This is a genomic window from Kitasatospora sp. NPDC002522 (genome assembly GCF_053595195.1).
The window spans coordinates 28,768-53,871 of sequence record NZ_JBSFXE010000013.1; the positions used below are offsets into that span (position 1 = coordinate 28,768).

Sequence of the window (25,104 nt, forward strand, 5' to 3'; positions counted from 1 at the left end):
ATCTAGCTTGTGCGGGTGGCACCACTCTTCAGGAGGTCCACCCGTGCCCCAGCCACCCTCTGCTCTCGCCGCCCTGGCCGCCGCTGACGCGGCCGGGTTGCGGGACACCCTGCTGGAGATCTGCTCCAGCCCCGCCTGGGCCGCCGCCGTCGCGGCGTCCCGCCCCTGGCCCGACCGGGCGTCGCTGCTGGCCGCCAACGCGGCGGCGATGGCCGCGCTCACCGCCGACGACCTGCACGACGCGATGGCCGGCCACGCCCGGATCGGCACGCCGAAGGCCGGCGACGCCGTCTCCGAGCGCGAGCAGGCCGGCATCCAGGGCGTCGAGCAGTCGCTGCTCGACGAGCTGCGCGAGGCCAACGCCGCCTACGAGGCGAAGTTCGGCCACGTCTTCCTGATCTGCGCGACCGGCCGCACCGCGGCCACCATGCTCGCGTCACTGCGCGAGCGCTTCCCGCACGAACCGGCCGTCGAGGCGGAGATCGTCCGGGGCGAGCTGCGCAAGATCAACGACATTCGGATCAACCGACTGCTTGACGAGTCCTGACGACTTGACGGACAGTCACCTCCTGCCATCAGTAAGGTCTTTCCACCCATGACTGGCATCTCCACGCATGTGCTCGACACCAGCCTCGGCCGCCCGGCCGAGCGGGTACCGGTCGAGCTGGCACTGCACACCGAGGGTGGCTGGCAGGTGCTCGGCGCCTCCGCCACGGACTCCGACGGCCGGGTCAAGGACCTGCCGGCCGTGGAGGCGGGCTCGGTCGTCCGACTGCTCTTCGACACCACCGCGTACTACGCGGACCGCGCGGAGCAGCCGTTCTTCCCCGAGGTCTCGATCGTCTTCACGGTCGCACCCGCGCAGCACCACTACCACGTGCCGCTGCTGCTCAACCCGTTCGGCTACTCGGTCTACCGCGGAAGCTAGTAGACCGGCCTGGAAGCTTAGGAGCCATGTCATGGCCCACGTGCTCGGTCAGAACCAGTACGGCAAGGCGGAGAACCGCATCGTCCGGGTCTACCGCGACTCCACCCGCCACGAGATCAAGGACCTGAACGTCTCGGTCTCCCTGCAGGGCGAGTTCGAGGACGTGCACCTCACCGGCTCGAACGCGAACTGCCTGCCCACCGACACCACCAAGAACACCGTGTACGCCTTCGCCAAGGAGTACGGCATCGAGTCGGCCGAGGCGTTCGGCATCGTCCTGGCCCGGCACTTCGTGAACGACACCGAGCGCGGCGTGGTGCACAGCGCCCGGATCCGGATCGAGGAGTACACCTGGGACCGGATCAGGACGCCCGACAACAACGCCCGCTTCATCGGCTCCGAGGAGGTCGGCCACTCCTTCGTCCGCAACGGGCAGGAGGTCCGCACCACCGAGGTGGTCTTCGACGGCGAGCGGGTCCAGGTCGTCTCCGGCCTGAAGGACCTGGTCGTGATGAACACCACCAACTCGGAGTTCTGGGGCTACATCAAGGACAAGTACACCACCCTCCAGGAGGCCTACGACCGGATCCTGGCCACCCAGGTGACGGCTCGTTGGAAGTACGGCTTCGACGGCCGCGACGGCCAGGCCGAGCCGAACTGGAACCGCTCCTACAACCACGTGAAGCGGCACATGCTCGAGGCCTTCGCCGAGACCTACTCCTACTCGCTGCAGCAGACCCTGCACGCGATGGGCACCCGGGTGCTGAACAACCGCGCCGAGGTGGACGAGGTACGCCTGGAGCTCCCCAACAAGCACCACTTCCTGGTGGACCTCGAGCCGTTCGGCCTGAAGAACGAGAACGAGGTCTACTACGCCGCCGACCGGATGTACGGCCTGATCGAGGGCACCGTGCACCGCGAGGGCGTCACCCCGGTCATCCCGGTCGCCTGACGCGCCGCCAGGCACCCCCGCACCACCGCACCTCTCTCCCTCCCCCACCCGTTCGGAGATCGTGCCCGCCCTCACGGCGGCCGTCCCGGGAGCTGGAGAGTCCGCCCGAGGGACCCTTGTTCCGTCGTCCCGCCCTCGGGCCTCACACCCTCTCCAGCGCCACGGGCGCGCCGAGAGCCAGGGGCAGCAAAGGGGCTACTTCCATGGCACTCCGCAGTACTCGACGCACCCTCAGCACCCGCACCACAGACGACGGTTCCACCCCCACCCACCCGGTCGACGAGGTGCTCTCCCCGCCGAAGCTGTTCGGCACCGGGCTGCAGCACGTCGCCGCGATGTACGCCGGCGTGGTCGCTCCACCCCTGATCGTGGGCGCGGGCGTCGGGCTCTCGCCCGCCGAACTCGCCCTGCTGATCTCGGCCAGCCTGTTCACCGCCGGGCTGGCCACCCTGCTGCAGACGCTCGGGATCTGGCGGATCGGCGCCCGGCTCCCGTTCGTCAACGGCGTCTCGTTCGCCGGCGTCGCGCCGATGCTGGCGATCGCCAAGGAGCACGGCCCGAAGGACGCCCTGCCGGTGATCTTCGGTGCGGTGATCGTCGCGGGAGTCCTGTGCTTTCTCGCGGCGCCGTACTTCTGCCGGCTGGTCAGGTTCTTCCCGCCGGTGGTGCAGGGCACCGTGATCACCCTCATCGGGGTGTCCCTGCTGCCGGTCGCGGTGAACTGGGCACGCGGCGGATCGCCGTCCGCGCCCGGCTACGGCTCGGTGAAGGCGATCGGCCTGGCCGCGTTCACGCTCGCCGCGGTGGTGCTGGCCAACCGGCTGCTGAAGGGCTTCTGGCAGCAGCTGTCGCTGCTGATCGGCCTGGCCCTCGGCACCGCGGCGGCCTTCCCGCTCGGCCTCGCGGACTTCTCGCCGGTCGGTGACGCGCAGGTGTTCGCGCTGCCCTCGCCGTTCCACTTCGGCGCGCCGATGTTCGACGCCACCGCGATCGTGTCGCTCTGCATCGTCATGGTGGTCTCCATGACCGAGTCCACCGCCGACATGCTCGCCCTCGGCCGGATCGTCGACCGCGAGGCCGACGAGCCGGTGCTGGCCGCCGGGCTGCGCGCCGACGGCCTGGCCACCGCGCTCAGCCCGGTGTTCAACGGCTTCGCGTGCAGCGCCTTCGCCCAGAACATCGGGCTGGTGGCGCTCACCAGGATCCGCAGCCGGTTCGTGGTCGCGGCGGGCGGCGGGATCCTGATCGTGCTGGGCCTGTTCCCGGTGCTCGGCTCGCTGGTCTCGCTGGTCCCGCAGCCGGTCCTCGGCGGCGCCGGGATCGTGCTGTTCGGCACCGTCGCGGCCAGCGGCATCCGCACCCTCGGCGAGGCGGGGATGGAGTCCACCGCGCACACCATCCTGGTCTCCGTGTCGCTGGGCGTCGGCCTGATCCCGATCGCCGCCCCCACCTTCTACGACAGCTTCCCGGAGGCCGTCCGCACCCTGATGCACTCCGGCATCTCGGCGGGCTGCCTGGCCGCCGTCCTGCTCAACCTGCTGTTCCACCACGTCGGCGCCGCCGGCCGTTCCCCCCTAGGAGTCACCCCATGGCAGTCCAGCCCCCGCCCGCCGACCAGCGGATCGTGATCGAGAACGTCGCCATCGCCACGGTCGACGCCGACGACACCGAGTACGCCCGCGGCCACGTCGTGATCCTCGGCAACACGATCGAGTCGGTCGGCGACGGCCCCGCGCCCATGTGGCTGGACAACGTGGTGCGCCGGATCAACGGCGAGGGCCACCTCGTCACCCCGGGCCTGGTCAACACCCACCACCACTTCTACCAGTGGATCACCCGCGGCCTGGCCCAGGACAACATCCTCTTCGACTGGCTGGTCGCGCTGTACCCGACCTGGGCCCGGGTCGACGACCGCCTGGTGCACGCCGCCACCCAGGGCTCGGCGGCCGCGCTGCTGAAGTCCGGCTGCACCACCGCCTCCGACCACCACTACGTCTTCCCGCAGGGCGGCGGCGACATCCTCGGCGCCTCCATCGAGGGCGTCCAGGAGCTCGGCATGCGCTTCACCGCGCTGCGCGGCTCGATGGACCGCTCCAAGAAGGACGGCGGCCTGCCGCCGGACCACGCCGTGGAGGAGACCGAGGACATCCTCGTCGCCTCCGAGAGCGCCGTCGACAAGTGGCACGACGCGTCCTTCGGCTCGATGCTGCACGTCGCCCTCGCCCCCTGCTCGCCGTTCTCGGTCTCCACCGAACTGCTCAAGCAGTCCGCCGAGTTGGCTCGCCGCAAGGGCGTGCGCCTGCACACCCACGGCTCGGAGACCGCCGAGGAGGAGGAGTTCTGCAAGCAGCTGTTCGGGATGGGCCCGACCGACTACTTCGAGTCCACCGGCTGGCTCGGCGAGGACGTGTGGATGGCGCACTGCGTCCACATGAACGACTCCGACATCGCCAAGTTCGCCAAGACCGGCACCGGCGTCGCGCACTGCCCGTCCTCCAACGCCCGGCTCGCGGCCGGCATCGCCCGGGTCCCCGACATGCTCGCCGCCGACGTCCCGGTCGGCCTCGGCGTGGACGGCACCGCGTCCAACGAGTCCGGCGAGCTCGGCACCGAGCTGCGCAACGCCCTGCTGATCAACCGCCTGCACGGCCGGCCGGACGCGCTGACCGTCCGTCAGTCCCTGCGCCTGGGCACCATGGGCGGCGCCCGGGTGCTCGGCCGGCAGGACGAGATCGGCTCCATCGAGGCCGGCAAGCTCGCCGACCTCGCGCTGTGGAAGATCGACGGCATCATGCACTCCTCGATCGCCGACCCGGTCGCCGCGCTCGTCCTCGGCGCGCTCCCGCCGCTCGCCACCCTGTTCGTCAACGGCAACGCCGTCGTCGAGAACGGCCGCCTCACCACCGTCGACGAGGACCGCATCGCCCTCGCCGCCGCCCGCGCCGCCCGCGAGCTCGCCGCCCGCGGCTGACGCCCCGCCAGCCCCGGGAGCCGCCGCCAGGGACGACGACGGCTCCCGGCCCCCGGCCCCGGACCCACGGCGAGGGTCCGGGGCCACCTCGCGTGATCCGGCCCCGCACCTCGGCACCCCGCGGCAGACCCTGCGGGCATTGCAGCAGAAGGTGTTCACGGCTCACGGCTGGGACGGGGAGTGCGACTCCGTCGAGGAGCTGTGGACGGACGACTACCACACCGTCCGCCCGCTCCCGCTCGACCGGCTCGTCCACCACTTCGGCACCGGCCGTCCGACCGTGGAGCAGTACACCCGGGCGATCGCCGGCCGGGCGCTGCAGGACGAGGCGGACATGCGGTGGACGGGCCGCTTCGTCGTCCTGCACACCGACGGCGAGCCGACCCACCTGGGCCTGTTCGGCTACTCCGGCGACTGACGGGACGTCAGGTGCGGGCGGCGGTGCGGGCGGCGACGGGCAGTGCCAGGCCGGCGGCGGCCACGACTGCGCCCAGTACCGCCCAGCCCGCGACGCCGAGGGTGAGTGCGGTGGCGGTGACCACCAGCGGGCCGATGACGTGCGAGGCGGCCTGGCCGCTCATGAACACGCCCTGGTACTCGCCGTGCGCGGCCGGGTCGGCGAGGTCGAGGCTGAGGGTCCAGCCGCCGGCGGAGGTGAGGAGTTCGGCGAGGCTGTGCACGACGATGCCGACCAGCACCAGCACCACGGCCGCGGTCGCCGAGCGCCCGCCCGCCGCGGCGTACACCAGACAGGCCGTCCCGAGCAGGACCCCGCCGTGGGCGCAGGCCCGGGCGGCCGAGCTGACGTCCACCACGCCGCGCCCGGCGCGGACCTGGAACAGCACCACGGCGAGGCAGTTGACGATGCCGACCACCGCGACCAGGGCGCGCGGCGCGGCGGTGTGCGCGGCGATCCACAGCGGGATGCCGATCTGCAGCATGGCGAACTGCAGCTCCAGCACGGCGTGCAGGGCGGACACCAGCAGGTAGCGCCGGTCGCGCAGGGCCGTCCCGCCCCGCACCCGCTCCCCCGCCGCCGCCGCGACCGCGGTCTCCGGCAGCCCGCGCAGCAGCAGCGAGGTGGCCGCGAAGCTGGCGGCGTCCAGCGCCAGCACGGTGGCGTAGCCGCGGTAGCTGTCGGCCTGCAGGGCGAAGACCGCGCCCGCGCCGCCGAGCACCAGCCCGGCGTTCATCACCGAGCGCAGCAGGGCCCGGGAGCGGACCTGATCGTCGGCGGGCAGCAGGTGGGCGATCAGGGCGCTGCGCACGGCCACGGCGCCGCGTTCCAGCACGGTGGCGGCAACGGCGAGCAGAACGAAGGCGGCCCAACTGTGCACGAAGGCGTAGCCGAGCACCGCGGCGCCCTGCAGCGGCCCGAGGACGTAGAGCAGGCGGCGGTGGCCGACCCGGTCGGCGAGGCGGCCCATCGGCACGCCGGCGAGCATCCCGCAGACCCCGGCGATGGTCATGCCGAGCGCCAGCCCGGCGGCGCTGAGGCCGACCTGGCGGGTGAAGTAGAGCGCGCTGACGGTGTAGTAGAGGCCGTTGCCGACGGTGTTGACGGCGGTCATCACGGCCAGGCGGCGCAGCAGCGGGTCGGCGGGCAGCGGGAGTCGGCGCCGGGGCGGCGCTGCGGTGGCGGTCATGACCGTCACGACACCAGGGTTCCCAACCGACCGGAATCCTTTTACCGTGGGGGTCAATGTTCGAGTTCGCCTTCGGTGTGGACGACCTCGCCACCACCTGGATCACCTACTCGCCCCTGCAGGAGGCGGTGTTCAGCCTGCGGGCGCGCCGCTCCCCCGCCACGTACCCGCACCAGCAGCGCTGGATCGCGTCCTGGGAGGCGGCGTACCGCACCCTGGACGTCCCGCTGCTGGATTCCCTGGTGACCCCGCGGGTCTGGGTGCCGGACTTCCTGACGCCCCGGCCGGTCGGCCAACGCCCGTCCTTCGAGAGCGAGTTGGCGATCGTCGCACAGACGCCGGCGGAGACCGTGGTACGGGACTTCCGCGCCGCGTACCGGGGTGACGGGGCACCGCTGCCCGAGTCGGTGGCGTCCGCGCTGGACGATCCGGAGGCGCTGCTGGCGCGCTGCGTGGCGCAGCTGCGGGCGTACTGGGAGCGCTGCCTGCTGCCGCGGTGGTGGCCGCGGGCCCGGACCGTCCTGGAGGCCGATCTGGCGTACCGGGGGCGGAGGTTCGCGGAACGCGGCGCGGAGGGGCTGTTCGCGGACCTGGACTCGCTGCTGTCCTGGCGGGCGGGGGTGCTGCGGCTGGACGACCCGGACCCGCGGGTGCGCGCGCTGGGCGGCCGGTACACGCCGGTGGCGGGGCGCGGCCTGGTGCTGGTCCCGACGCTGTGCGGTCTGAACGCCCACACCGTCATCGATCCCGCCGGGCCGCCGCTGATCAGTTATCCGGCCCGCGGTCAGGCCCTGCTGGGCGAGCGGCCGCCGCCCCGGGTCCCGGACGCGCTGGCCGAGTTGATCGGTGCGCCGCGGGCCGGGCTGCTGGTGCTGCTGGTGCAGCCGGCCTCGACCACCGCGCTGGCGCACCGGCTGGGGGTGACGCCGGGCGCGGTGAGCCGGCACCTCTCGGCGCTGGCCACCGCGGGCCTGCTGACCAGGACCCGCAGTGGCCGCTCGGTGCTCTACGCGCGCTCCGCGCTCGGCGACGCGCTCGCCTCCGGCGGGATCTGACGGCCAATCAGCTCTCCCACCGCACAGCGACGTTCCACCCCGACCTCCAGCCTCTCGGGTGACTCCGACGGTTGATCAGTTCTCCCACGGCCAGTGCGCGTTCCGCCCGGCCTCCAGCAGCGGGATCAGCCGGAACGCGGCGTCGGTCAGCCCGCCGAAGGTGTGCCGGCGGGCACCGCCGGAGGGTGCGTGGCCGGGGCGGTACCCGGCCAGGTTCCAGGTGTAGACCGGGACCTCGGCCGGGATCGCGACCAGTGGATCGCCGCCGTTCCAACTCCCGTACGCCTGCTCGTCGGTGACGATCACCACCCGGTCGTGGGCGCGGTAGTGCTGACGGACGGCCTTGGCGGTCTCGGTGCCGCCGAGGTCGCCGAAGCGGTCGACCGCCTTCAGCACCGACTCGCCGCGGCGCAGGGTGATCCGGCGGCTGGTGGTGCCGAACTCGACCAGGTCGGCGTCGGCCGCCCGCAGCGCGAGGGCGGTGCCGAAGACCGCGGCCGTGTCGGCCCGGTTGAGCTCGGTCTGCGCGCTCGGCCGGTCGAACATCGAACCTGAGCGGTCGACCAGGACGAGCGTGCGGCCGGGCAGCACCGGGACGTTGGCCAGCGAGTGGCGCAGCGCGGTCTCCAGCGCGTGGCCCCAGCGAAGCGAGGGCGCGTGCCGGTGGGCGGCCAGGTAGCGGAACGGGAACTGCCGGGAGCGGCGCACCTCTTCCGGGTCGGAGATCCGCCGGGCGACCCGCTCGGCCACCGCGTCCGAGACGCCCGCCTGGTCGAAGTTGCGCAGGTTGCGCACCAGCGCCATCACGCCCATCGACGGGATGACGGCCTCCCAGACGGCGGCGTCCAGCGGGCCGTGCAGCCAGCCGGCCAGCGACTCCCAGGTCATGCCCGCGGCGGCCAGCCGCTCGGCGCCGCCCACGCCGGTGACCAGGGCGCGGCGACGCTCGACCGGAAGGCCCGTCAGTTCGCGGTGGGCGGTCAGCAGCGCGTCACCGGCCGGCGGCACGGCCTCGTCGGGGCGGTGTCGGCGGTCCAGCGCGTACCGGAACAGCTCGCCCTGCCAGGGCTTGTCGGGGTGCGGCGCGGGGTGCGTCAGCTCCAGGACGTCGCCGAAGCGGTAGCCCTTGGCGGCGGTGTCGTACTTGAGCAGCGCGCGGCCGTGGTAGAGCCGGCGGGCGGCGTCGGCGACGCCGCGCTTGACCGGCTTGGGCAGCGCGCGGCCGTACCGGGAGGTCCAGTAGGCGAGCAGCTCGCCGGGCTCGTCGGGGCGGCGCAGCACCGCGTCGACGGCCTGCCGCGAGTAGCCCGCGGCCCCGGCGTCCAGCCGGGCGCGGGTGAACTCGGCGGCGCCGACCAGCGAGGCGGTGCGCATCGCGGCGCCGTCGCGCAGCCAGCGCAGCAGGCCGAGCGTCCACTCGGGGTCGCTGACGGCCAGGGAGCGGATCAGCGCGGTGTAGCGGTCGTCGCGGGCGCCGCCGCGCTCGTAGAAGGTGTCCTGGCCGACCAGGTTGGCGACCGCGAGCAGGAAGAGTTCGGACTTCTGGTCCCGCAGGAATCCGGCGCCGCCCGCGTGGTTGGCCGTGCGCTGCCCGGTCGTGGTGACGGGCGAGGTCGGGCCGGAGGTGGGACGGCGGACGTTGAAGCGGGACATGGCGGACTCCTCCTGCCTGGAGGCATGCCGAACCGGGGCGTCCGCGTGTGCCGATGGTGCGGGCACCGGACGCCCCGGCGCGGTTGCGGTGACGTTGGGGTCCAGAGGACTTCGGCGGCGGAGGTGACGTAGCTGCTCTGGCCACTGAGCTACACCGGCACGAGTACCGGCGGCGGGATTCGAACCCGCGACCTGCCCATTGAGGAGATGGAAGTAACCCCTGCCTGCGCACCTGGACGAGGAAGACGTTAGCCACCGGTGGGACGGCCGTGCACCTGAATATCGCGACGGTGCGTCAGGCCTCCCGGCCGAGGGTGGCGAGGTAGGCGCGCCAGCCGCCGTGCGCGGTGATCTCGCGGTGGACGCCGCGTTCCAGCTCGCCGCGGGCCAGCAGCATCGACAGGCAGGCGCTGCCGTCGGCCAACTCGATGACGCCGAGCTCGAGTTCGAGGGGTTCGCCGGGGAGTACGGCGTCCCGCAGGTGGGCCAGCGGCAGGTCGTAGAGCTCGCCCTGGATCGCGGTGTCGACGGCCGGGTCGGCGAGCAGGCCGGGGCATTCGTCGCGGATGGAGAAGAACCGGTAGCCGGGGGCGGTGCGGACCGGGCCGATCAGGTGGTCGGCGACCTTGGCGTGGAACGGTCCGCCGGTCATCGCCTGGCCGTTGAAGAAGATGCGTGCCATCGGGAGGGCTCCTGGCGTACGGAACGGAGTAGTCGGGGCGTCGACTTCGCCGCCCCGGCGAAGGGCCGGGGCGGCGGGTGGCGGATAGCTTGTCAGTCGAGCAGGGCGAGCGCGGGGAGGGTCAGGAAGTCGGTGAACTCCTCGGCCAGCGCGACCTGTTCGAAGAGAGCGGCGGCCTCGGTCCAGCGCCCACCGGCGTAGGCCTGCGCGCCGAGCTCGGCCCGCAGCGCGTCCAGTTCCTCGGCCACCAGCCGGCGGACCAGCTCGGCGGTGGCCTTCTCACCGGTGTCGGCGAGCACGACGCCGTTGTGGATCCACTGCCAGATCTGCGAGCGGGAGATCTCGGCGGTGGCGGCGTCCTCCATCATGTTGAAGATGCCGACCGCGCCGTGCCCGCGCAGCCACGCCTCGATGTAGCGCACGCCGACCTGGACGGCGTTGTGCAGCCCGGCCAGGGTGCAACTCCCGCCCGCCCCGGCCACGTCGAGCAGCTGGGCGGCCGTCACAGCCTCGTCTGAGCCGGGGTTGTCCTTCTGGTTCGGACGGCCGCCCAGCACGGCGTCGAAGCACTCGCGGGCCACCGGCACCAGGTCGGGGTGGGCGACCCACGAGCCGTCGAAGCCGCCGTTCGCCTCGCGCTCCTTGTCGGCGCGGACCTTGACCAGCGCCGCGGCGTTCACCTCCGGGTCCTTGCGGGAGGGGATGAACGCGGCCATGCCGCCGATGGCGTGCGCCCCGCGCCGGTGGCAGGTCTGCACGAGCAGCCGGGTGTAGGCCGCCATGAACGGGGAGGCCATGGTGACGGCGTTGCGGTCGGGCAGGATGTAGTGCTCGCCGGCGTCCCGGAAGTTCTTCACGATGGAGAACAGGTAGTCCCACCGGCCGGCGTTCAACCCGGCGGCGTGGTCGCGCAGTTCGTAGAGGATCTCGTCCATCTCGAAGGCCGCGGTGATGGTCTCGATCAGCACGGTGGCGCGGATCGTGCCGTACGGGATGCCGAGCTTCTCCTGGGCGTGGGTGAAGACCTCGTTCCAGAGCCGGGCCTCCAGGTGGCTCTCGGTCTTCGGCAGGTAGAAGTACGGGCCGGAGTTGGGGTCCTGCTCGCCCTTGGCGAGCAGGCGGGCGGCGTTGTGGAAGAAGTACAGGCCGAAGTCGAGGAAGGCGCCGGCCACCGGCTGCCCGTCGACCAGCAGGTGCCGCTCGTCCAGGTGCCAGCCGCGCGGGCGGACCACGACGGTGGCGAGTTCGGCGGCGGGCTTGAGGGTATAGGCCTTGCCCTGCGGGCTGGTGAAGTCGATCCGGCCCTCGAAGGCGTCGATCAGGTTGATCTGACCGGAGACCACGTTCTCCCAGGTCGGCGCGGTGGCGTCCTCGAAGTCGGCGAGCCAGACCCTGGCGCCGGAGTTGAGCGCGTTGATCACCATCTTGCGGTCGGTCGGCCCGGTGATCTCCACCCGGCGATCGTTCAGCGCGCGCGGCGCGGGGGCGACCTGCCAGTCGGCGGAGCGGATCGCGGCGGTCTCGGGGCGGAAGTCGAGCGTGCCGGTGCGGGCGATCTCGGCGCGGCGCTCCCTGCGCAGGGCCAGCAGTTCCCGGCGGCGACCCTCGAACGCCCGGTGCAGACCCACCACGAAGGCCACCGCCTCGGGAGTCAGCACCTCCTCCGAGCGGGCCACCCGGGGACCGGCGACGGTGACGACCGGCGCGAGGGGGGACGAACCCTGATCTGCGGCCATGGGCAGGATACTCCTTGGGCTGTTCCGTTCTGTACAGTGGAGACTAGTTTCCGCGATACAGAATTTCAACGGTTTGTTGATGAATCGCGTGGACTCTACTCCTTCCTCCACAGCAAAGGGAACGTCCGTGGCCAGCACCTCCACCGAACGCGCCGCCGGCTCGGTGCAGTCCGTCGAGCGCGCCTTCCTGCTCCTGGAGGCGCTCGCCGACTCCGGCGGCATCGCCACCCTCAGCGAACTCTCCACCACCTCCGGCCTTCCGATGCCGACCATCCACCGCCTGGTGCGCACCCTGGTCACCCAGGGCTACGTCCGCCAGGACACCGCCCGCCGCTACACCCTCGGTCCCCGGCTGATCCGCCTCGGCGAGACGGCCGGCCGCCTGCTCGGCAGCTGGGCGCGCCCCTACCTGGCGGAGCTGATGGAGGCCACCGGCGAGACCGCCAACCTGGCGGTGCTGGAGGGCGGCGAGGTGGTGTACGTCGGTCAGGTCCAATCCCGGCGCTCCATGCGGATGTTCACCGAAGTCGGCCGCCGCGTCCAGCCCCACTGCACCGGCGTCGGCAAGGCGCTGCTGGCGCAGCTGCCCGAGGACGAGGCCCGCGCCCTGCTCGGCCCCGGCCCGCTGCAGTCCCACACCTCGTACACCGTCACCGACCCTTCCGCGCTGCTCGAGCAGCTCGCCGTCTCCCGCGAGCGCGGGTACGTGGTCGACGACCAGGAGCAGGAGATCGGCGTGCGCTGCATCGCCGTCGCCGTGCCCGGCGCACCCACGCCCACCGCGCTCTCCGTCTCCGGCCCGGAGGGCCGCATCCAGGCGCTGGAGTCCCAGTCCGGGGCGGCCGGCCTGGTCCCGCTGATGCAGACGATCGCCGCCCGCCTCGGCGAGGTGCTCTGACGGACCGTCAGGGCCGCCTTACGCTGAGTGTACCTCCGCACACTCGTCACAGGAGCGCACGTGCACCGTCTGGTCCCCCTCCTCGCCGCGCCCCTGCTGGCGTTCGCCCCCGCCGTCGCGCCGTCCGCCTCCGACCTGCGGGTGGTCCGGCTGGACCCGGATCCCGTGGCGCCGGGCGGGACCACCGCGGTGCACGCCTTCGTTGCCAACGGCGGGCCGGACACCACCGCCTCGCCGTTCACGGTGCTGGTCGACCTGCCGGCGGGCTTCACCGCCGAGGGGCCGTTCTTCCCGTCCGGGTGCACGGCGGCACCGGCCGGCCGCCTGGTGAGCTGCACCTTCCCGGCCGGTCTGCCGCGCTACCGGACGGCGACCGCGCTGGTCCCGGTCCGCGCGGACGCGAACGTGCCCCCCGGCAGCAGCGCCGAGGGGCACGTTCAGGTGCTGAGCGCGGACCACCGCGATCCGGCGGACGACCGGACGGCGTTCACGCTCTCCGTGTCGTGACGGGGCGTCAGCGGTACACGCGCACGTAGTCCGAGCTGAAGCTGATCGGCGCGCTGCCGCTCGCGGCGGGGTGGTAGGCCCCGGCGCTCAGCGACAGGTTGAGGATCAGGTACGCCGACCAGTTCGACCCGACGCCCGTGCCGTCGGAGAAGACCTTCTGCCCGTTCACGTACCAGTCGACCGAGTTGGCGCCGTAGTACGTCCCGATGGTCACCCACTTGTCGGCGCCGACCGAGGCCGCGTCGGTGTAGTACTTCGAGCCGGACTTCACGTGGTTGGTGAGCTCCAGCAGGTTCGGGTTGTCCGGGTGGTACTCGAACGAGTCGATCTCGCCGTTGCCGTTCTTCCAGGTCCACAGCGCCGGCCAGGCACCCGACCCGGCCGGCAGCTTGACCCGGGTCTCGGCGTAGTCGCCGGTCTTCACCTGGAAGCCCTGCTGCGAGTACTCGGTGGTGAGCAGTCCGGTGTCCCAGGCCCGCTTGCCGTTCTCCAGGGTGTGGCTGGAGGGGGTGGCGGTGAAGGTGGCGACGCCGCCGGAGACGGTGACCGCGTTCGGGCTCAGCCAGTCCAGCTTGTTGTCGTCCGGGTTGTGGTTGCCGTACTTGTACGAGCTGCTGCGGTCGCCGGTCCACTTGGAGCCGTAGCCGATCGGGCCGTCGAACTCCTCGGACCAGGCCAGCGACTTCCCGGGCACCGGCGCACCGGTCGACGGCGCGGGCGTCGGGGTCGGCGTGGGGGTGGGAGTCGGCGTGGGCGTCGGCTTCGGGGTCGGGGTCGGGGTCGGGGTGGGCGTCGGCTTCGGGGTTGGGGTCGGCGTGGGGGTCGGGGTGGGCTTCGGCGCCGGGGTCGGCGTCGTGCCGGCGGCCGCGACCGTCAGGGTGCGCGCGGGCAGGTTGTGCCAGCTGCCCGCGGTGTCCTGCCAGAAGCCGAACTGGGTGTAGCTGCCGGCCGGCAGGGTGCGGGCCGCGCTGGTGAAGGTGACGCCGCTCGGGCAGATCCGGACGTTGCCCGCGTTGCCGGGGAAGTCCAGGTTGCGCCCGGCCGCGTCACGCACGCCGACGCCGACGGTCTTCGCGGTGAAGCAGGAGTCCGAGTGCAGGGTGAGCGAGGCGGTGGTGGCGGCGCCGGCGGTCATCGCGGTCGGGGTGAGCCGGTCCTGGACGACGGTGGTGGCGGCGTTGGCGCTGCCGGTGGCCAGGGGCACGCCGAGCAGCGCGACCGACCCGGCGAGGACGCCGAGGCGGGCGGGGGTGGCGACAGGTCGCATGGGGGTGGTCCTCCGCGACGCCTGCGAGGTGAGCTGTCGGGTTCGGGCGCTGAGGCAGCCCGGCCGCGCGTGGCGGCTTCACCCCGAGCCGGGCCCGCGCGCCCCTGGGCAGGGCGGAGGGCACGGCGTACTGCCGTGGTTCCCCCGCTCCTGCCCGTGCTGTGCTCTGGGTGTCGCCGACGGGCGGGCAGGACTCGGCGTCCCGGCGGCGGGTGAGCCCGGTGGGCGTCCCGAGCAGGCTAGGCAGATTGTCCTTATATCTCCAATACCGGTCCGCTGAGACATGGTTCACACCCGCCGCGCCGGGTGATCACCCGCGGACCGCCCCTCGGCCATGGGGCCGACAGCCACACCGGGCGGCCCGGGGTATGCGCCGCACCCATTCCGACGGCACTCCCGCCTCCGTAGCGTGCGCGTACGGGACTCAGCGTGAAGGAGTGAACGCGGTATGTGGAGAAACGGACGCGGGAGGCGCGGCGGCTTGGGCTTCCTGCTCGCGGGCGTGCTCGCGCTGGCGGGTGCGGTCGTCCCGACGGGGACGGCTTCGGCGGCGGTGCCGTCCAACCTGACCCTGGAGGCGAACTACGGCAGCGTCGCCAACGGCTGGGACCACGTCGAGCGGTACCTCGACACCACCTCCGGCTTCCACCAGGAGCAGTACCCGCCGGACGGCCGCGGCGACCAGGACGGGCAGCGCCTCACCTTCTTCGGCGGCGTCAAGCAGCCCTACTCCGGTCGCTTCCTGCTCTACTCGGCGCCGGGCTGGAACACCGGCGCGCACCAGGTCCCCGTGCTGCTGGTGCACGGCGCCAACGACAACCCGGACCGGGCCTGGGCCAACCCCGGCGAGTCCGGCGGCTACGGCTGCGGCGCCGCCTCCTGCCCGAGCACCGGCCTGATGCAGTACCTGGCCGGGCAGGGGTACCGGGTCTTCGCGATCGGCTTCGCGCACAAGCAGGGCGACAACCTGATGCAGGCTCAGGAGGTCGGGGACGCCGTCGCGCTGATCCGCGCCAAGCTCGGCGTCCCCCAGGTGGACCTGGTGGGCTGGAGCAAGGGCGAGATGTCCACCCGGGCCTACGTGTCCTCGGTCAAGCCGTCCTGGGGCCGCCCGTACGCGGGCGACGTGCGCAAGCTGATCACCCTCGGCGGGCCGAACGGCGGCTACGACTACCCCTTCGCGCACGGGTGGGCGCACGACTTCTCGATCTGGCCGCAGTGCGGCGGCGCGGTCAACGCCCCCTCCCCGCACCTGCACATGACCTGCTACGGCACCTACACCGCGCACCCGGAGTTCTCCTTCACCCCGAGCGGCGGCTACGACGACTACCCCGGGCAGCGGCAGATGCTGGCCCGCTGGGACTCGGTCTTCGGCGTCGACCAGACCCAGCAGGACTGGTACACGACCTACTACGGCGGGCAGGGCTTCTACACCGACGGCGGCGGCATCCAGGCCGCGATCAACGCGGGCTCGCTGGTCACGCCGCTGCGCCAGGCCGGGGTGCCCGCCACGGTGACGTCCTACCTGCTGGCCGGCGGCACGCCCAGCATCGTCGGCATCTTCAACGAGAACCGCGGCCCGAGCGACGGCGTGGTCTTCGTCTCCAGCGCGCTCGACACCACCGGCTTCGGCACCGTCGGGGGCACCGCGCTGATCACCCTCGCCAACCACCTGGAACTCGGCTGGGACAGCGCGGCGAGCGCACAGGTCCGCAGCTGGCTGAACTGAGGACCCGTCACATGATCACCGAACGACTGATCACGACCGACCGGCTGACCGTCAGCCACGCCGAGATCGAGGGCCGCACCGGGGAACCGGTGGTGCTGGTGCACGGCAACGTCTCCTCCAGCGCCTTCTGGCACCCCACCATGGCCGAACTCCCCGCCCGCTACCGCCCGCTGGCACCGGACCTGCGCGGCTTCGGCGGCACCGAACCGCTGCCGGTGGACGCCACCCAGGGCCTGCGCGACCACAGCGAGGACCTGCTGTCCTTCGTCCGGGCGCTGGAGCTCGGCCCGGTGCACCTGGTCGGCTGGAGCATGGGCGGCGGCGTGGTGCTGCAACTGCTGCGCGACCACCCGGCGCTGGTCCGCTCGGTCACCCTGGTCAACCCGGTCTCCCCGTACGGCTTCGGCGGCACGCACGGGGTGGACGGGCGGCTCAACTCGCCCGACGGCGCGGGCTCCGGCGCGGGCGGCGCGGCCACCGAGTTCGTCCGGCTGCTGCGCGCGGGCGAGTCGGGCGCCGAGTCGCCCTTCGCACCGCGCTCGGTGCTGGACTCCGCCTACGTCAGCGAGCCGTTGGCCGAGCCGGACCGCTACGTGGCCGCGATGCTGACCACCCGGGTCGGCGACGACCACTACCCGGGCGACATCCGTCCGAGCGACGCCTGGCCGGGCTTCGCGCCCGGCGGGCGAGGCGTGCTCAACTCGATGGCGCCGACCCACTTCCGGATCGACGACCTGGAGCTGGTCGAGCCGAAGCCGCCGGTCCTGTGGGTCCGCGGCTCGGCGGACGTCATCGTCTCCGACACCTCGCTCTTCGACCTGGCCCACCTGGGCGCCCTCGGCGTCGTCCCGGGCTGGCCCGGCGCGGACGTCTGCCCGGCCCAGCCGATGGTGGCGCAGACCCGCGCCGCACTGGACCGGTACGCCGCCGCGGGCGGGACCGTGCGCGAGGTGGTGGTCGAGGGCGCCGGGCACAGCGTGCACCTGGAGCGCCCGAAGGAGTTCCTGGCGGCGCTGGTGGAGACCCTGGGCGGGGCCTGACCGGGCGCGCGGTCCGACCGGCTCGGAGGGTGACGACGGGTCAGGTCGCGTAGGAGCGCGGCCGGCCCCGCCGTCCGCTAGGTTTGACGGGCGCGGCCACCCCGGCCGCGCCCGTCGACCGTCTGCCGCCAAAGGACCGCCCCGCCATGACCGCCCCCCTGCCCGGTTTCGCCGGCCGCACCTACCTCTTCGAGGTCGACAACGGCGCCTCCTTCCGCAACTCCTACTCCGCGGACGGCAGTCGGCTGCGCTGGGAGGGCCTGGGCGAGTCGGCCGGCCAGTACGAGGACGTCCCGCTGCACGTCGCCGCCGTCGCCCCGGGCATCTGGTTCGTCTCCTGGACCGAGCGCAGCGGCATCACGGTCAGCCACGTCATGGACCTGGGCGCCCTCACCGTGAAGGTCTTCTGGACCTGGGAGGGCGAGACCGGCCGGGTCGGCGAACTGCACACCGGCACCCTCACCCCGGCCTGACGCCGTGCCCGGCTCAGACCACCTCGCGGGCCCGGGGCGACTGCCGGTAGAGCACCCGGTGCTCCTGCCGCGTCCTGACCAGCAGGCCCGAGCGGAGCAGGACGCCCAGGTGGTACGAGACCGTGCTGGCCGCGAGCCGGTGACGCTCCGCCAGCTCGGCGGTGGTCCGCGGGGCGACCAGGTCGGCGAGCAGCCGGGCCCGGGTGTCGCCGATCAGCTCGCCCGCCGGGGACGCGGGCGGCCCGCCGACGCCGAGCAGCGGCAGCGCCGGGTAGTCCAGGATCGGCGCGCGCCGGTCGGTGCGGTCGGGAAACGGGTCGAGCAGCGCGTGCACCCAGGACCCGAACACCGCCGGCATCAGCACCAGTGACTCCACGACCCGGATCTCGGAGCAGAAGTCGACGGTGACCAGCAGGTGGTCGCCGTTCCAGGCGATCCGCGGGTCGAGCGACCCGAGCGCGCTCCCCAGGCCGTACCGGCTGATCGTGTGGGCGCGGTGCGCGATGTCGTTCTCCAGCCGCGAGCGCAGCGCCGGCCAGCGCGGGGCGACGGCGGTCTCCCACAGCTGGTGGAGTTCGGCCGCGACCCGCTCGGCGAAGGCCTGTTCGCCCCGTTCGATGGCGTTGAGCAGCGGCCGCTGGGGGGTGCCGCCGGCCAGTTTCAGGCGGGTGCTGCCGGTGAGCATCAGGCTCAGCTCGGCGGCGATCCGGCTCGGGTCGGCGGTCGCCACCTCGTGCAACTCCCGTTCCACCACCTCGTCGTGGCTGTGCGGCACGGGCTGTAGGAAGTCCGGGATGTAGCGCCAGGCCCCCGTGTACAGCGAGTGGAGCACGGTCAGCCCGCGTTCGCGGATCGACTGGCGCACCAGCGGCCCCCAGCCCCGCGGGGACGGCCGGGCGGTCCGGTGGATCAGCCAGAGGCTGTCGGCGGTGGTGTGCAGGGGTGAGATGGCGAATCTGGTGTTCGCCAGGGCTCTGAGGTCCAGGTCGATCCGGAGCACGCGATTGCCTCTTCCGGGTGGGGGGAACGGTTCGGCGCCTACGGCATTCGAACGTCATCGAATCACTGGCCGGTCCAGACCTCCGGGGACTTTGCTGTCTCTGTACCGAGCACCGCGGGCCCGGTCGGAAAGACGCTCAACCCGTTCCGTTTGCAAGGCAGTTCGTACGCTCCTTCGTTTCGTGGGCCGGCCGTACGAGCCGGTGCCACTCAACCTGGAAAGCGAGCACACACCATGCGCGTCATGAAGAAGGCGGCCGTCCTCGCCGCCACCGCCGGACTCCTCGGCTCCGCCTTCGCACTGGCCGCCCCGGCCAGCGCCACCTCGTGGGGCTCGGGCATCGCCGAGGCCTGCGACACCAGCCAGAGCGTCGCCGGCGACCTGTGCCTCTACTACAACTCCAACTACGGCGGCTCGAACATCGGCTTCTGGGGTGCCGACGTCCCGAACCTGGGCGCCTTCACCTTCATCACCGCCGGCAACGGCCAGTACCAGGGCGTCTGGCACAACGGCGGCTCCGACTACAACCACAACACCGTGCACGGTGCGTGGATCTACGGCGCGAGCGGCCACAACACCTGGGTGGGTGCGAACACCTCCAACAACCTGGGTGGCAACAGCAAGAACCTCCAGGAGTCCATCGTCTGGAGCTGACGGCTGCGCGGTACCGGCAGTCGAACGGTCCGGCCGGGTCGCCCCGCAGGCGGCCCGGCCGGACCGGCCCACCCCGTCTTGGAAGGGATGTGACGAACCGTGAGGAAGCCGACCGTCTTCCTGTCGCTGGCCGCCGCGTGCGTGCTGGCGGCGTGCGCACCCGCCCCCGGGCCGGTCCCGGCCGACCGGGCGCCGTCGGTCGGCCCCGCCACCGGGACCCTGGCCGCCGGGGAGACCCTGCCGATCACGGCGTACGAGTTCACCCCCGGCCAGCTGAAGATCGAGGGGGTGGCCTACGTGGTGCTCTACAACCGCTGCATGGCCGCGCACGGCTTCACCGGCCTGGCCGGGCCCTCGGACGACGTCCGCGACTTCGACCCGATGGTCGGCCGGTACGGCGCCGACGCGGACGGGTACGCCGCCAGCGGCTACCACTACAAGGGCTACTACATCAGCGGCCGGGCCACCACCGCCCCGCCCGCCTGGGCCGCCCAGGCCAAGGCCGGCGGCAAGCCGACCCGCTCCGCCGACGAGCAGCACGTCGCCGAGGGCTCGGTGCGCAGCTTCGGCGGCGCCGACGTCCCCGCGGGCGGCTGCGAGGGCGACGCCAAGCGGCAACTCACCGACGGCGGCGGCTACTACGGCCCGCCGGAGCTGCCCGACCGGATCGACGCCGAGAGCTTCGACCAGTCGCTCACCGACCCGCAGGTCCGGGCCGGCTTCACCGCCTGGTCGGCCTGCATGGCCGAGGGCGGCCGGAACTATCCCGACCCGATGGCCGCCGCGGGCGACAAGCGGTGGAACACGCCGGAGCCCACCGCCGACGAACTCGCCACCGCCCGCGCCGACCTGGCCTGCAAGCGCCGCACCGGCCTGGTGCCGACCTGGCTGCACGCCGAGCAGCGCCTCCAGCAGGCCGCGATCGACCAGCACACCACCGAACTCGCCACCGTCAGGGCCGGCGTCCAGGCCACCGTCCGCACCGTCACGTCGGTCGCCGGGGTCAGCCCCACCTCACCGTGATCCCGTCCAGACCCGCCGGCCGGGCCCGCGCCCGGAGCTGACCGGCCGTCAGGCCTTCAGGTGCGGCGACAGGAACTGGAAGGCCGCGGGGAGCAGGCGGATCCAGGTGGTGAAGTTGTGGCCGCCCTCGGGGACGGAGGCGGTGCCGGTGGTGAGCGGGGGCTTGGCGGCGGCGGTGAAGGCGTCGGCGTCCTTGCGGAAGTCGCCGTCGCCCTTCTCGGCGCCGCTGAGCATGATCGCGGTGGGCGGCATCGGCAGGTTCTGCAGGCGCCACAGCAGGTCGGCCTCGTTGCGGCGCTGCTGGCTGCCCTTGAACAGGTCGCCGGTGGTGACGTCCTCGGCGGCGCGCAGGTAGCCGGACATGGAGACGCCGCCGGCGAACACGTCGGGGTGGCGCATGGCGAGCTTGGCGGCGCAGTAGCCGCCGGTGGAGTTGCCTATCAGGCCCCACGCGCCGGGCCCGGTGCCGACCCGGTAGGTGGCGGCGACGGCGCGCGGGACGTCCCTGGTGAAGTAGGTGTCGGACTGCGGGCCGTCGGGGACGTCCTCGCACTCGGGGTCGGCGGGCATCGCGGGCGAGGGCCGCATCAGCACGATGACGGTGGGCTGCATCCGGCCGGCCTGGATCTCCTGCAGCGCGACGCCGGGGTAGTTGAGCCGGGTGATCAGGTTCTTGGCGTCGCCGGGGAAGCCGGTCATCGCGATCAGCGCGGGGAACCTGCGCTGCTCGTTGCCGGGCTGGAAGTACTGCGGCGGCAGGTAGACGTAGCCGTCGGTGCTGAGCCCGGTGCGGGCGCCGGGGATCCGGACGCTGCGGATCTCGCCGACGGTCCGCGGGTCGCGGCCGCCGCGGCCGCCGGTGTCGACGGGCTCCTTGCCGAGTTCCTGGGCCGGCAGCACCGGCACGTTGCTGGGCTCCGGGCTCGCGCTCGGCGAGGGGGCGGCGCTCGCGCCGACCGGGGGCAGCGGCGCGGCGGCGGGCGCGGCGCCCCGGACCGAGACCGCGGCGTCGCCGCCGGTGCCCAGCAGGTCGTTCCAACTGCTGTAGAAGGTGAAGTAGTTGTTGACGACCAGGCCGATCACGGCGAGCAGCGCGAGCTGGCTGCCGAGCAGCATGCCGATCCGGCCGAGCACCGCCCGCCAGTGCGCCTTGGCGACCGCGGGCCACCACCAGACGGTCGCGCCCAGCACGACCAGTGCGATCTCGATCGTGAACAGCAGCAGCGTCGTACTGGTCAGCCCCATGGCCCCGTGGTCCCCGTGTGTCTTCCCTCAGCGGCCCGCGGGTGGCGAGCCGGCCGACGGCTCGGCGCGGCCGAAAACGTGCGCTCAAGTATGCACGCCGCGGTCGGCTGCCCTGCGCCCGGAGAGGTGGTTGCCCACCTTCCACAGCAGCCAGGCCAGCCCGACGAAGACCGCGGCGACCACCGTGCACGCCCCGGCGATCCGCCCGTAACCTCCCGTCAGCCTGGGGTCCATGAACGGGTACGGGTACCAGTCGACGGCGGCGCCGCGGGCCAGGCCGTAGGCCAGGTAGACCAGCGGGAAGACCAGCCAGTACGCGGGGGCGCTACGCGGCAGGGGGGTGCGCGGCGGGTCGACCAGCCAGTCGGCGAGCATCGCCGACGGCATCACGTAGTGCAGGACCGCGTTGACCCACGCCGCCGACTGACCGTCAACCTGCTGTTCCTGGCGGGCTGCTGACCCACCGTCAGACCGGGACCACCGCGACCGGGCAGTGGGCGTGGTGCAGCACGGCGTGGACGGCGGTGCCCATGCGCAGGCCGAAGCGCGGGGCCGGGTCGTGCCGCGAGAGCACCACCAGGGAGGCGGTGCGGGACTCCTCGACCACGGTGGCGGCGGTGCCGCCGGTCAGCTGGTGGCTGTCGACGACGACCTCGGGGTAGTCCTCGCGGACCGGGTCGCAGGTACGGCGCAGCAGCTGCTCGTGGAGCCTGGCCTCCTCGCCGAGTTCGTCGACCATCGGCGCCATCCGGCCGACGTCGGCGACCACCGGGGACCAGGTGTGCAGGGCGCGCACCGGCAGGCCGCGGCGGGCGGCGAGCTCGCAGCCGAAGCGCAGCGCCGCGGCGTCGCGTTCGTCGCGGACCGCGACCAGCACCGGCCCCTCCGGGTGGCCGGTGCCACGGACCACCACCACCGGGCAGGCGGCGTGCGCGGCGACCCGCAGGCTGACCGAGCCGAGCAGCAGCGAGGTGAAGCCGCCGTGGCCGCGGGTGCCGACCACCGCGAGTTCGGCGTGCTCGGCGGCGGTGAGCACCGCTTCGGCGGCGTCCCTGGGCACCACGTCACCGGTGATCCGCAGCGTGGGGTGGGCGGCCTCGAGTGCGGTCTGCTCGGTGTCGAGCAGCTGCGCCGCCTCCCGCAGGATCAGGTCGGTGACGGTGGTTCCGGTGCGCGGCGAGAGGGTGACGGTGCCGGTGTTGACGGCGTGCACCAGGTGCAGGGCGCCGCTGCGCCGCTCGGCCTCGCGGGCGGCCCACTCGGCCGCCGCGGCGGCGGGCGCGGAGCCGTCGATGCCCGCGACCACGCCTTTGACTGCCCGGTGCTCCATGGCGTGCTCCTCGGAGACGGGTTGGTCCTTCCAGCATGCGTCGCCCCGTGCGGCCCGCACAATCGTGGCCGTCCGGTCGCCGCCGGGCGGAGCTCAGTCGTCGACCGGGACGGCGGAGTCGGTGATGCCGAGGTCGGTGCGCATGGTGTGGCGCAGCACGGCGAGGCCGTCCCAGGCGGCGTCGACGGCGGCGGGGTAGGCCGTCAGGTCGTCGCCGGGCCGGGCGGTGCCGTGCGCGATCCGTACCAGGGTGCCGTACAGCACGCCGAGCCGGTGGTTGGCGCGGGAGGCCTCGGCGAGGACGGCGTCCGGGACGGTCATCTGCGCCTCGGCGTAGCGCTGCCGGTACTCGGCGCGGGCGGCCTCCACCGCGGCGAGCTCGGCGGCGGTGCTCGGCTGCTGGCGGCGCAGCGCGTGGGCGTGGTCGTTGAGCGCGGTGAGGTACTGGCGGGCGGCGGTGTTGAGGGCGACGTAGCAGGCCCGCAGGTCGGTGCGGTCGGTGCTGCGCCGCAGCTCGTCGCGGTCCGCCCGGCGGATCCGCTCGGTGAGTTCGCGCTCCTCGCGGCGGGCGGCGTCGCCGCGGCGCTGGGTCAGCACGGCGGAGGCGAGGGTGCCGAGCACGCCGACCACGGCGGCGATCACGGCGGCGAGGCCGGTGGCGTCCATCTGACGTCCTTTCGGGACTTGTGGGAGAGCGGGGGCGGGTCAGCTGCCCTGGTAGCCGAACGCGGCCCAGGCTTCGAGGGCGTCCAGGCCGTCCGCGGCGTCGGCGAGTTCGTCGGGGGTGCCGTCGGGGAGGCGGCGGTCGGGGTCGAGGGCCCAGAGCTGGGTGGCGCGGAGGGCTTCGGCGGGCGGCTCGCCCCGGCGCAGGCGGCCGTGCAGGACGTACATCAGCAGGCCGACCTGGTCGTCCTGGACCTCCCAGCGGGAGCCGATGACGCCGGTGGCGCCGGCGGCGAGGAAGGCGGTGGAGAGGGTGAGCGCCTCGTCCAGGTCGTCGTCGCTGTGGTCGCTGACGCAGGCGTCGAGGACGACCAGGCCGCCCGGCGCGGAGGGCGGGCGGCCCTGCGCCTGGCGGAGGATGTCGGCGACCGGGAGGCGACCGCTGTCCGGCCCGCCGGCGGGGGCGAGTTCGAGGTGCGCCTCGAGCGGGGAACGGCCGAGCGGGCGGGCGTGGCAGGCGAGGTGCAGCACGGAGGCGCCGGGCCGGCCCCGGGCGGGCAGCGCGGCCAGCACCTCGGCGGGCGTGCCGGGACCCTCCGCGCCCAGCACGTAGCCGAGCAGGGTGCCGTGCGGGTAGTGGTCGGCGTACAGGTACTCGGCCTCGATCTCGGCGCCGGGCAGGTTGCGGGCCGGGTCGCCGACGATCACCGGGCGCAGGTCGAGCGGCAGGCGCTCCCGGGCGGCGGTCTGGCAGAACTGCCGGGCCGAGGCGGCGTACGAGAGCACCGCCCGCTCCGCGGCCCGCACCGGACGGCTGCCGTCGCGCAGTCCGCTGCTCAGCAGCCCGGCGTGCCAGGGCACCCGCCCGAACTCGCCGAACGGGACCAGCACCAGCCGGGGCGGCGGCCCGTCCGTGCGCAGCGCGGGGTGGCGAAGCAGCGGCCGCAGGACCGCGATGCCCGCCCAGTCGCAGAGTTCGGCGAGGGCCGCACGCCAGCGGTGGCGGGCGGCGCGGCGCTCCGGGTGCCGGCCGGGCAGCGTGAGGGTGGCCTGCCGGGCCCGGTGGGCGTCGCGGTACGCGCCGAGCGCGGTGAGCGCCCCCGCCCGGACCAGCGTCAGCGGCTGCAGCTCGACCCGGCCGTCGGCGGTCACCAGCACCGCCTCCCCGGTGCGACCGGCACCGGGCGGCAGCAGGTACACCAGCGCGTGCGCCCCGGCGGCCCGCAGCGCGACCGCGATCTCCTCGACCGGCGGCGGCGTCGCCGCCCCCGGCCCGGCGGGCGCCCCGGCCAGCGCGGTCAGCGCACGACGCCGCAGGTCGTCCGGCATCGGCACGACGGCGCCGTCCGGCAACGCGGCGAGCAGGTTCCCGGGCTCCAGCGAGGCCAGCCCCGTGGCCACCCCGACAGCCCCCGACGGCGGGCCGGCCTGCCACGCGGCAGCGAGATCCGGATGCCCGGCCGCAAGCAACTGGTCGGGCACATCAGTGGTCGCCGTAGACGCGTGCAACACCAGCCCCCGCCCAAGCTCCAACGCCTCCACCGCCCCACGCAACGCACCCCGACGCCCCGCCAGCCCGCCACCCGCCTCCGGCAGACCGCCCTCCCCCTCGGCCCGCCGACGACCCGTCAGATCACCCCCCGCCTCCGCCG

24 protein-coding genes and 1 pseudogene are annotated in these 25,104 nt (G+C 73.4%); 14 read left to right on the plus strand and 11 right to left on the minus strand.

Features of this window, described 5'->3' with window-relative positions; all coding sequences use genetic code 11:
- Positions 1-43: 43 nt before the first annotated feature.
- The 6 genes from uraD (at position 44) to ACWD4U_RS13635 (ending at position 5,269) form a co-directional block, all read left to right on the plus strand.
- On the plus strand, positions 44-547 hold the full coding sequence (gene uraD / locus ACWD4U_RS13610; protein ID WP_363455570.1) for a 2-oxo-4-hydroxy-4-carboxy-5-ureidoimidazoline decarboxylase: 504 nt from the start codon (positions 44-46) through the stop codon (positions 545-547).
- 48 nt (positions 548-595) lie between these two features.
- Positions 596-928: a hydroxyisourate hydrolase gene (gene uraH, locus ACWD4U_RS13615; protein ID WP_363455567.1), complete on the plus strand. Its 333-nt coding sequence runs from the start codon at positions 596-598 to the stop codon at positions 926-928.
- A gap of 31 nt (positions 929-959) precedes the next feature.
- Entirely contained in the window at positions 960-1,880 is a 921-nt protein-coding gene (gene pucL / locus ACWD4U_RS13620; protein WP_363455564.1) for a factor-independent urate hydroxylase, read from the plus strand.
- A 203-nt stretch (positions 1,881-2,083) separates the two neighbouring features.
- Positions 2,084-3,508, plus strand: a complete 1,425-nt coding sequence (locus tag ACWD4U_RS13625) for a nucleobase:cation symporter-2 family protein (RefSeq protein WP_363455562.1) — start codon at positions 2,084-2,086, stop codon at positions 3,506-3,508.
- Positions 3,469-4,851, plus strand: a complete 1,383-nt coding sequence (locus ACWD4U_RS13630) for an 8-oxoguanine deaminase (protein WP_363455559.1) — start codon at positions 3,469-3,471, stop codon at positions 4,849-4,851. Before ACWD4U_RS13625 ends, ACWD4U_RS13630 begins: the two co-directional genes overlap by 40 nt.
- 139 nt (positions 4,852-4,990) lie before the next feature.
- Positions 4,991-5,269, plus strand: coding sequence for a hypothetical protein (locus ACWD4U_RS13635; protein WP_363455556.1), 279 nt, complete (start codon positions 4,991-4,993; stop codon positions 5,267-5,269).
- A 7-nt stretch (positions 5,270-5,276) separates the two neighbouring features.
- Here the strand turns inward: ACWD4U_RS13635 and ACWD4U_RS13640 are convergent, their stop codons facing one another.
- Positions 5,277-6,497 carry an MFS transporter gene (locus ACWD4U_RS13640; RefSeq protein ID WP_363455554.1) on the minus strand — a complete coding sequence of 407 codons (1,221 nt, stop codon included), beginning with the start codon at positions 6,495-6,497 and terminating at the stop codon, positions 5,277-5,279.
- Between the two features lie 56 nt (positions 6,498-6,553).
- On the opposite strand from ACWD4U_RS13640, the gene ACWD4U_RS13645 reads away from it, so the two are divergent.
- Positions 6,554-7,552 (plus strand): ArsR/SmtB family transcription factor, encoded by a 999-nt coding sequence (locus tag ACWD4U_RS13645; protein WP_363455552.1) that lies wholly within the window; start codon positions 6,554-6,556, stop codon positions 7,550-7,552.
- A 75-nt stretch (positions 7,553-7,627) separates the two neighbouring features.
- Here ACWD4U_RS13645 and ACWD4U_RS13650 read toward each other — a convergent pair whose 3' ends face one another.
- The 3 genes from ACWD4U_RS13650 to aceB all read right to left on the minus strand — a co-directional run bounded on the left by ACWD4U_RS13650 (position 7,628) and on the right by aceB (position 11,623).
- The gene (locus tag ACWD4U_RS13650) at positions 7,628-9,205 is read right to left on the minus strand and encodes a TROVE domain-containing protein (RefSeq protein ID WP_363455549.1); all 1,578 of its coding nucleotides are present in this window, start codon (positions 9,203-9,205) and stop codon (positions 7,628-7,630) included.
- A gap of 295 nt (positions 9,206-9,500) precedes the next feature.
- Positions 9,501-9,887, minus strand: a complete 387-nt coding sequence (locus tag ACWD4U_RS13655) for an allophanate hydrolase-related protein (protein WP_363455547.1) — start codon at positions 9,885-9,887, stop codon at positions 9,501-9,503.
- Between the two features lie 92 nt (positions 9,888-9,979).
- A complete protein-coding gene (aceB, locus tag ACWD4U_RS13660) occupies positions 9,980-11,623 on the minus strand; it encodes a malate synthase A (protein WP_363455544.1) in 1,644 nt (547 codons plus the stop codon).
- Between the two features lie 79 nt (positions 11,624-11,702).
- Here aceB and ACWD4U_RS13665 point away from each other — a divergent pair, with 79 nt between their 5' ends.
- Positions 11,703-12,521 (plus strand): IclR family transcriptional regulator, encoded by an 819-nt coding sequence (locus ACWD4U_RS13665; protein WP_449787187.1) that lies wholly within the window; start codon positions 11,703-11,705, stop codon positions 12,519-12,521.
- Between the two features lie 60 nt (positions 12,522-12,581).
- Entirely contained in the window at positions 12,582-13,028 is a 447-nt protein-coding gene (locus tag ACWD4U_RS13670) for a hypothetical protein (protein ID WP_363455539.1), read from the plus strand.
- A gap of 7 nt (positions 13,029-13,035) precedes the next feature.
- Here the strand turns inward: ACWD4U_RS13670 and ACWD4U_RS13675 are convergent, their stop codons facing one another.
- Positions 13,036-14,295 carry a glycoside hydrolase family 16 protein gene (locus ACWD4U_RS13675; protein ID WP_363455536.1) on the minus strand — a complete coding sequence of 420 codons (1,260 nt, stop codon included), beginning with the start codon at positions 14,293-14,295 and terminating at the stop codon, positions 13,036-13,038.
- A gap of 448 nt (positions 14,296-14,743) precedes the next feature.
- Between ACWD4U_RS13675 and ACWD4U_RS13680 the strand changes: the two genes are divergently transcribed.
- The 3 genes from ACWD4U_RS13680 to ACWD4U_RS13690 all read left to right on the plus strand — a co-directional run bounded on the left by ACWD4U_RS13680 (position 14,744) and on the right by ACWD4U_RS13690 (position 17,537).
- Positions 14,744-16,024 carry an esterase/lipase family protein gene (locus tag ACWD4U_RS13680; protein WP_363455534.1) on the plus strand — a complete coding sequence of 427 codons (1,281 nt, stop codon included), beginning with the start codon at positions 14,744-14,746 and terminating at the stop codon, positions 16,022-16,024.
- Positions 16,025-16,035: 11 nt separating this feature from the next.
- Positions 16,036-17,064 (plus strand): alpha/beta fold hydrolase, encoded by a 1,029-nt coding sequence (locus ACWD4U_RS13685; protein ID WP_363455531.1) that lies wholly within the window; start codon positions 16,036-16,038, stop codon positions 17,062-17,064.
- Positions 17,065-17,210: 146 nt separating this feature from the next.
- Entirely contained in the window at positions 17,211-17,537 is a 327-nt protein-coding gene (locus tag ACWD4U_RS13690) for a MoaF-related domain-containing protein (protein ID WP_363455528.1), read from the plus strand.
- Between the two features lie 13 nt (positions 17,538-17,550).
- Here ACWD4U_RS13690 and ACWD4U_RS13695 read toward each other — a convergent pair whose 3' ends face one another.
- Positions 17,551-18,537: an ArsR/SmtB family transcription factor gene (locus ACWD4U_RS13695; RefSeq protein WP_363455526.1), complete on the minus strand. Its 987-nt coding sequence runs from the start codon at positions 18,535-18,537 to the stop codon at positions 17,551-17,553.
- 243 nt (positions 18,538-18,780) lie between these two features.
- Between ACWD4U_RS13695 and ACWD4U_RS13700 the strand changes: the two genes are divergently transcribed.
- Positions 18,781-19,191, plus strand: a complete 411-nt coding sequence (locus ACWD4U_RS13700; protein WP_363455524.1) for a hypothetical protein — start codon at positions 18,781-18,783, stop codon at positions 19,189-19,191.
- Positions 19,192-19,290: 99 nt separating this feature from the next.
- Positions 19,291-20,214, plus strand: a complete 924-nt coding sequence (locus ACWD4U_RS13705; RefSeq protein WP_363455521.1) for a hypothetical protein — start codon at positions 19,291-19,293, stop codon at positions 20,212-20,214.
- Between the two features lie 48 nt (positions 20,215-20,262).
- On the opposite strand, the gene ACWD4U_RS13710 is transcribed toward ACWD4U_RS13705, so the two are convergent.
- The 5 genes and pseudogenes from ACWD4U_RS13710 to ACWD4U_RS13730 all read right to left on the minus strand — a co-directional run bounded on the left by ACWD4U_RS13710 (position 20,263) and on the right by ACWD4U_RS13730 (position 24,853).
- A complete protein-coding gene (locus ACWD4U_RS13710) occupies positions 20,263-21,459 on the minus strand; it encodes an alpha/beta hydrolase (protein ID WP_363455519.1) in 1,197 nt (398 codons plus the stop codon).
- Positions 21,460-21,543: 84 nt separating this feature from the next.
- Positions 21,544-21,864, minus strand: a pseudogene (locus ACWD4U_RS13715) (Pr6Pr family membrane protein); the annotation flags it as partial.
- Positions 21,865-21,925: 61 nt separating this feature from the next.
- Positions 21,926-22,789, minus strand: coding sequence for a universal stress protein (locus tag ACWD4U_RS13720; protein WP_363455516.1), 864 nt, complete (start codon positions 22,787-22,789; stop codon positions 21,926-21,928).
- A gap of 93 nt (positions 22,790-22,882) precedes the next feature.
- Positions 22,883-23,455, minus strand: a complete 573-nt coding sequence (locus ACWD4U_RS13725) for a hypothetical protein (protein ID WP_363455513.1) — start codon at positions 23,453-23,455, stop codon at positions 22,883-22,885.
- A 39-nt stretch (positions 23,456-23,494) separates the two neighbouring features.
- The gene (locus tag ACWD4U_RS13730) at positions 23,495-24,853 is read right to left on the minus strand and encodes a CHAT domain-containing protein (RefSeq protein ID WP_363455510.1); all 1,359 of its coding nucleotides are present in this window, start codon (positions 24,851-24,853) and stop codon (positions 23,495-23,497) included.
- Positions 24,854-25,104 lie beyond the last annotated feature (251 nt).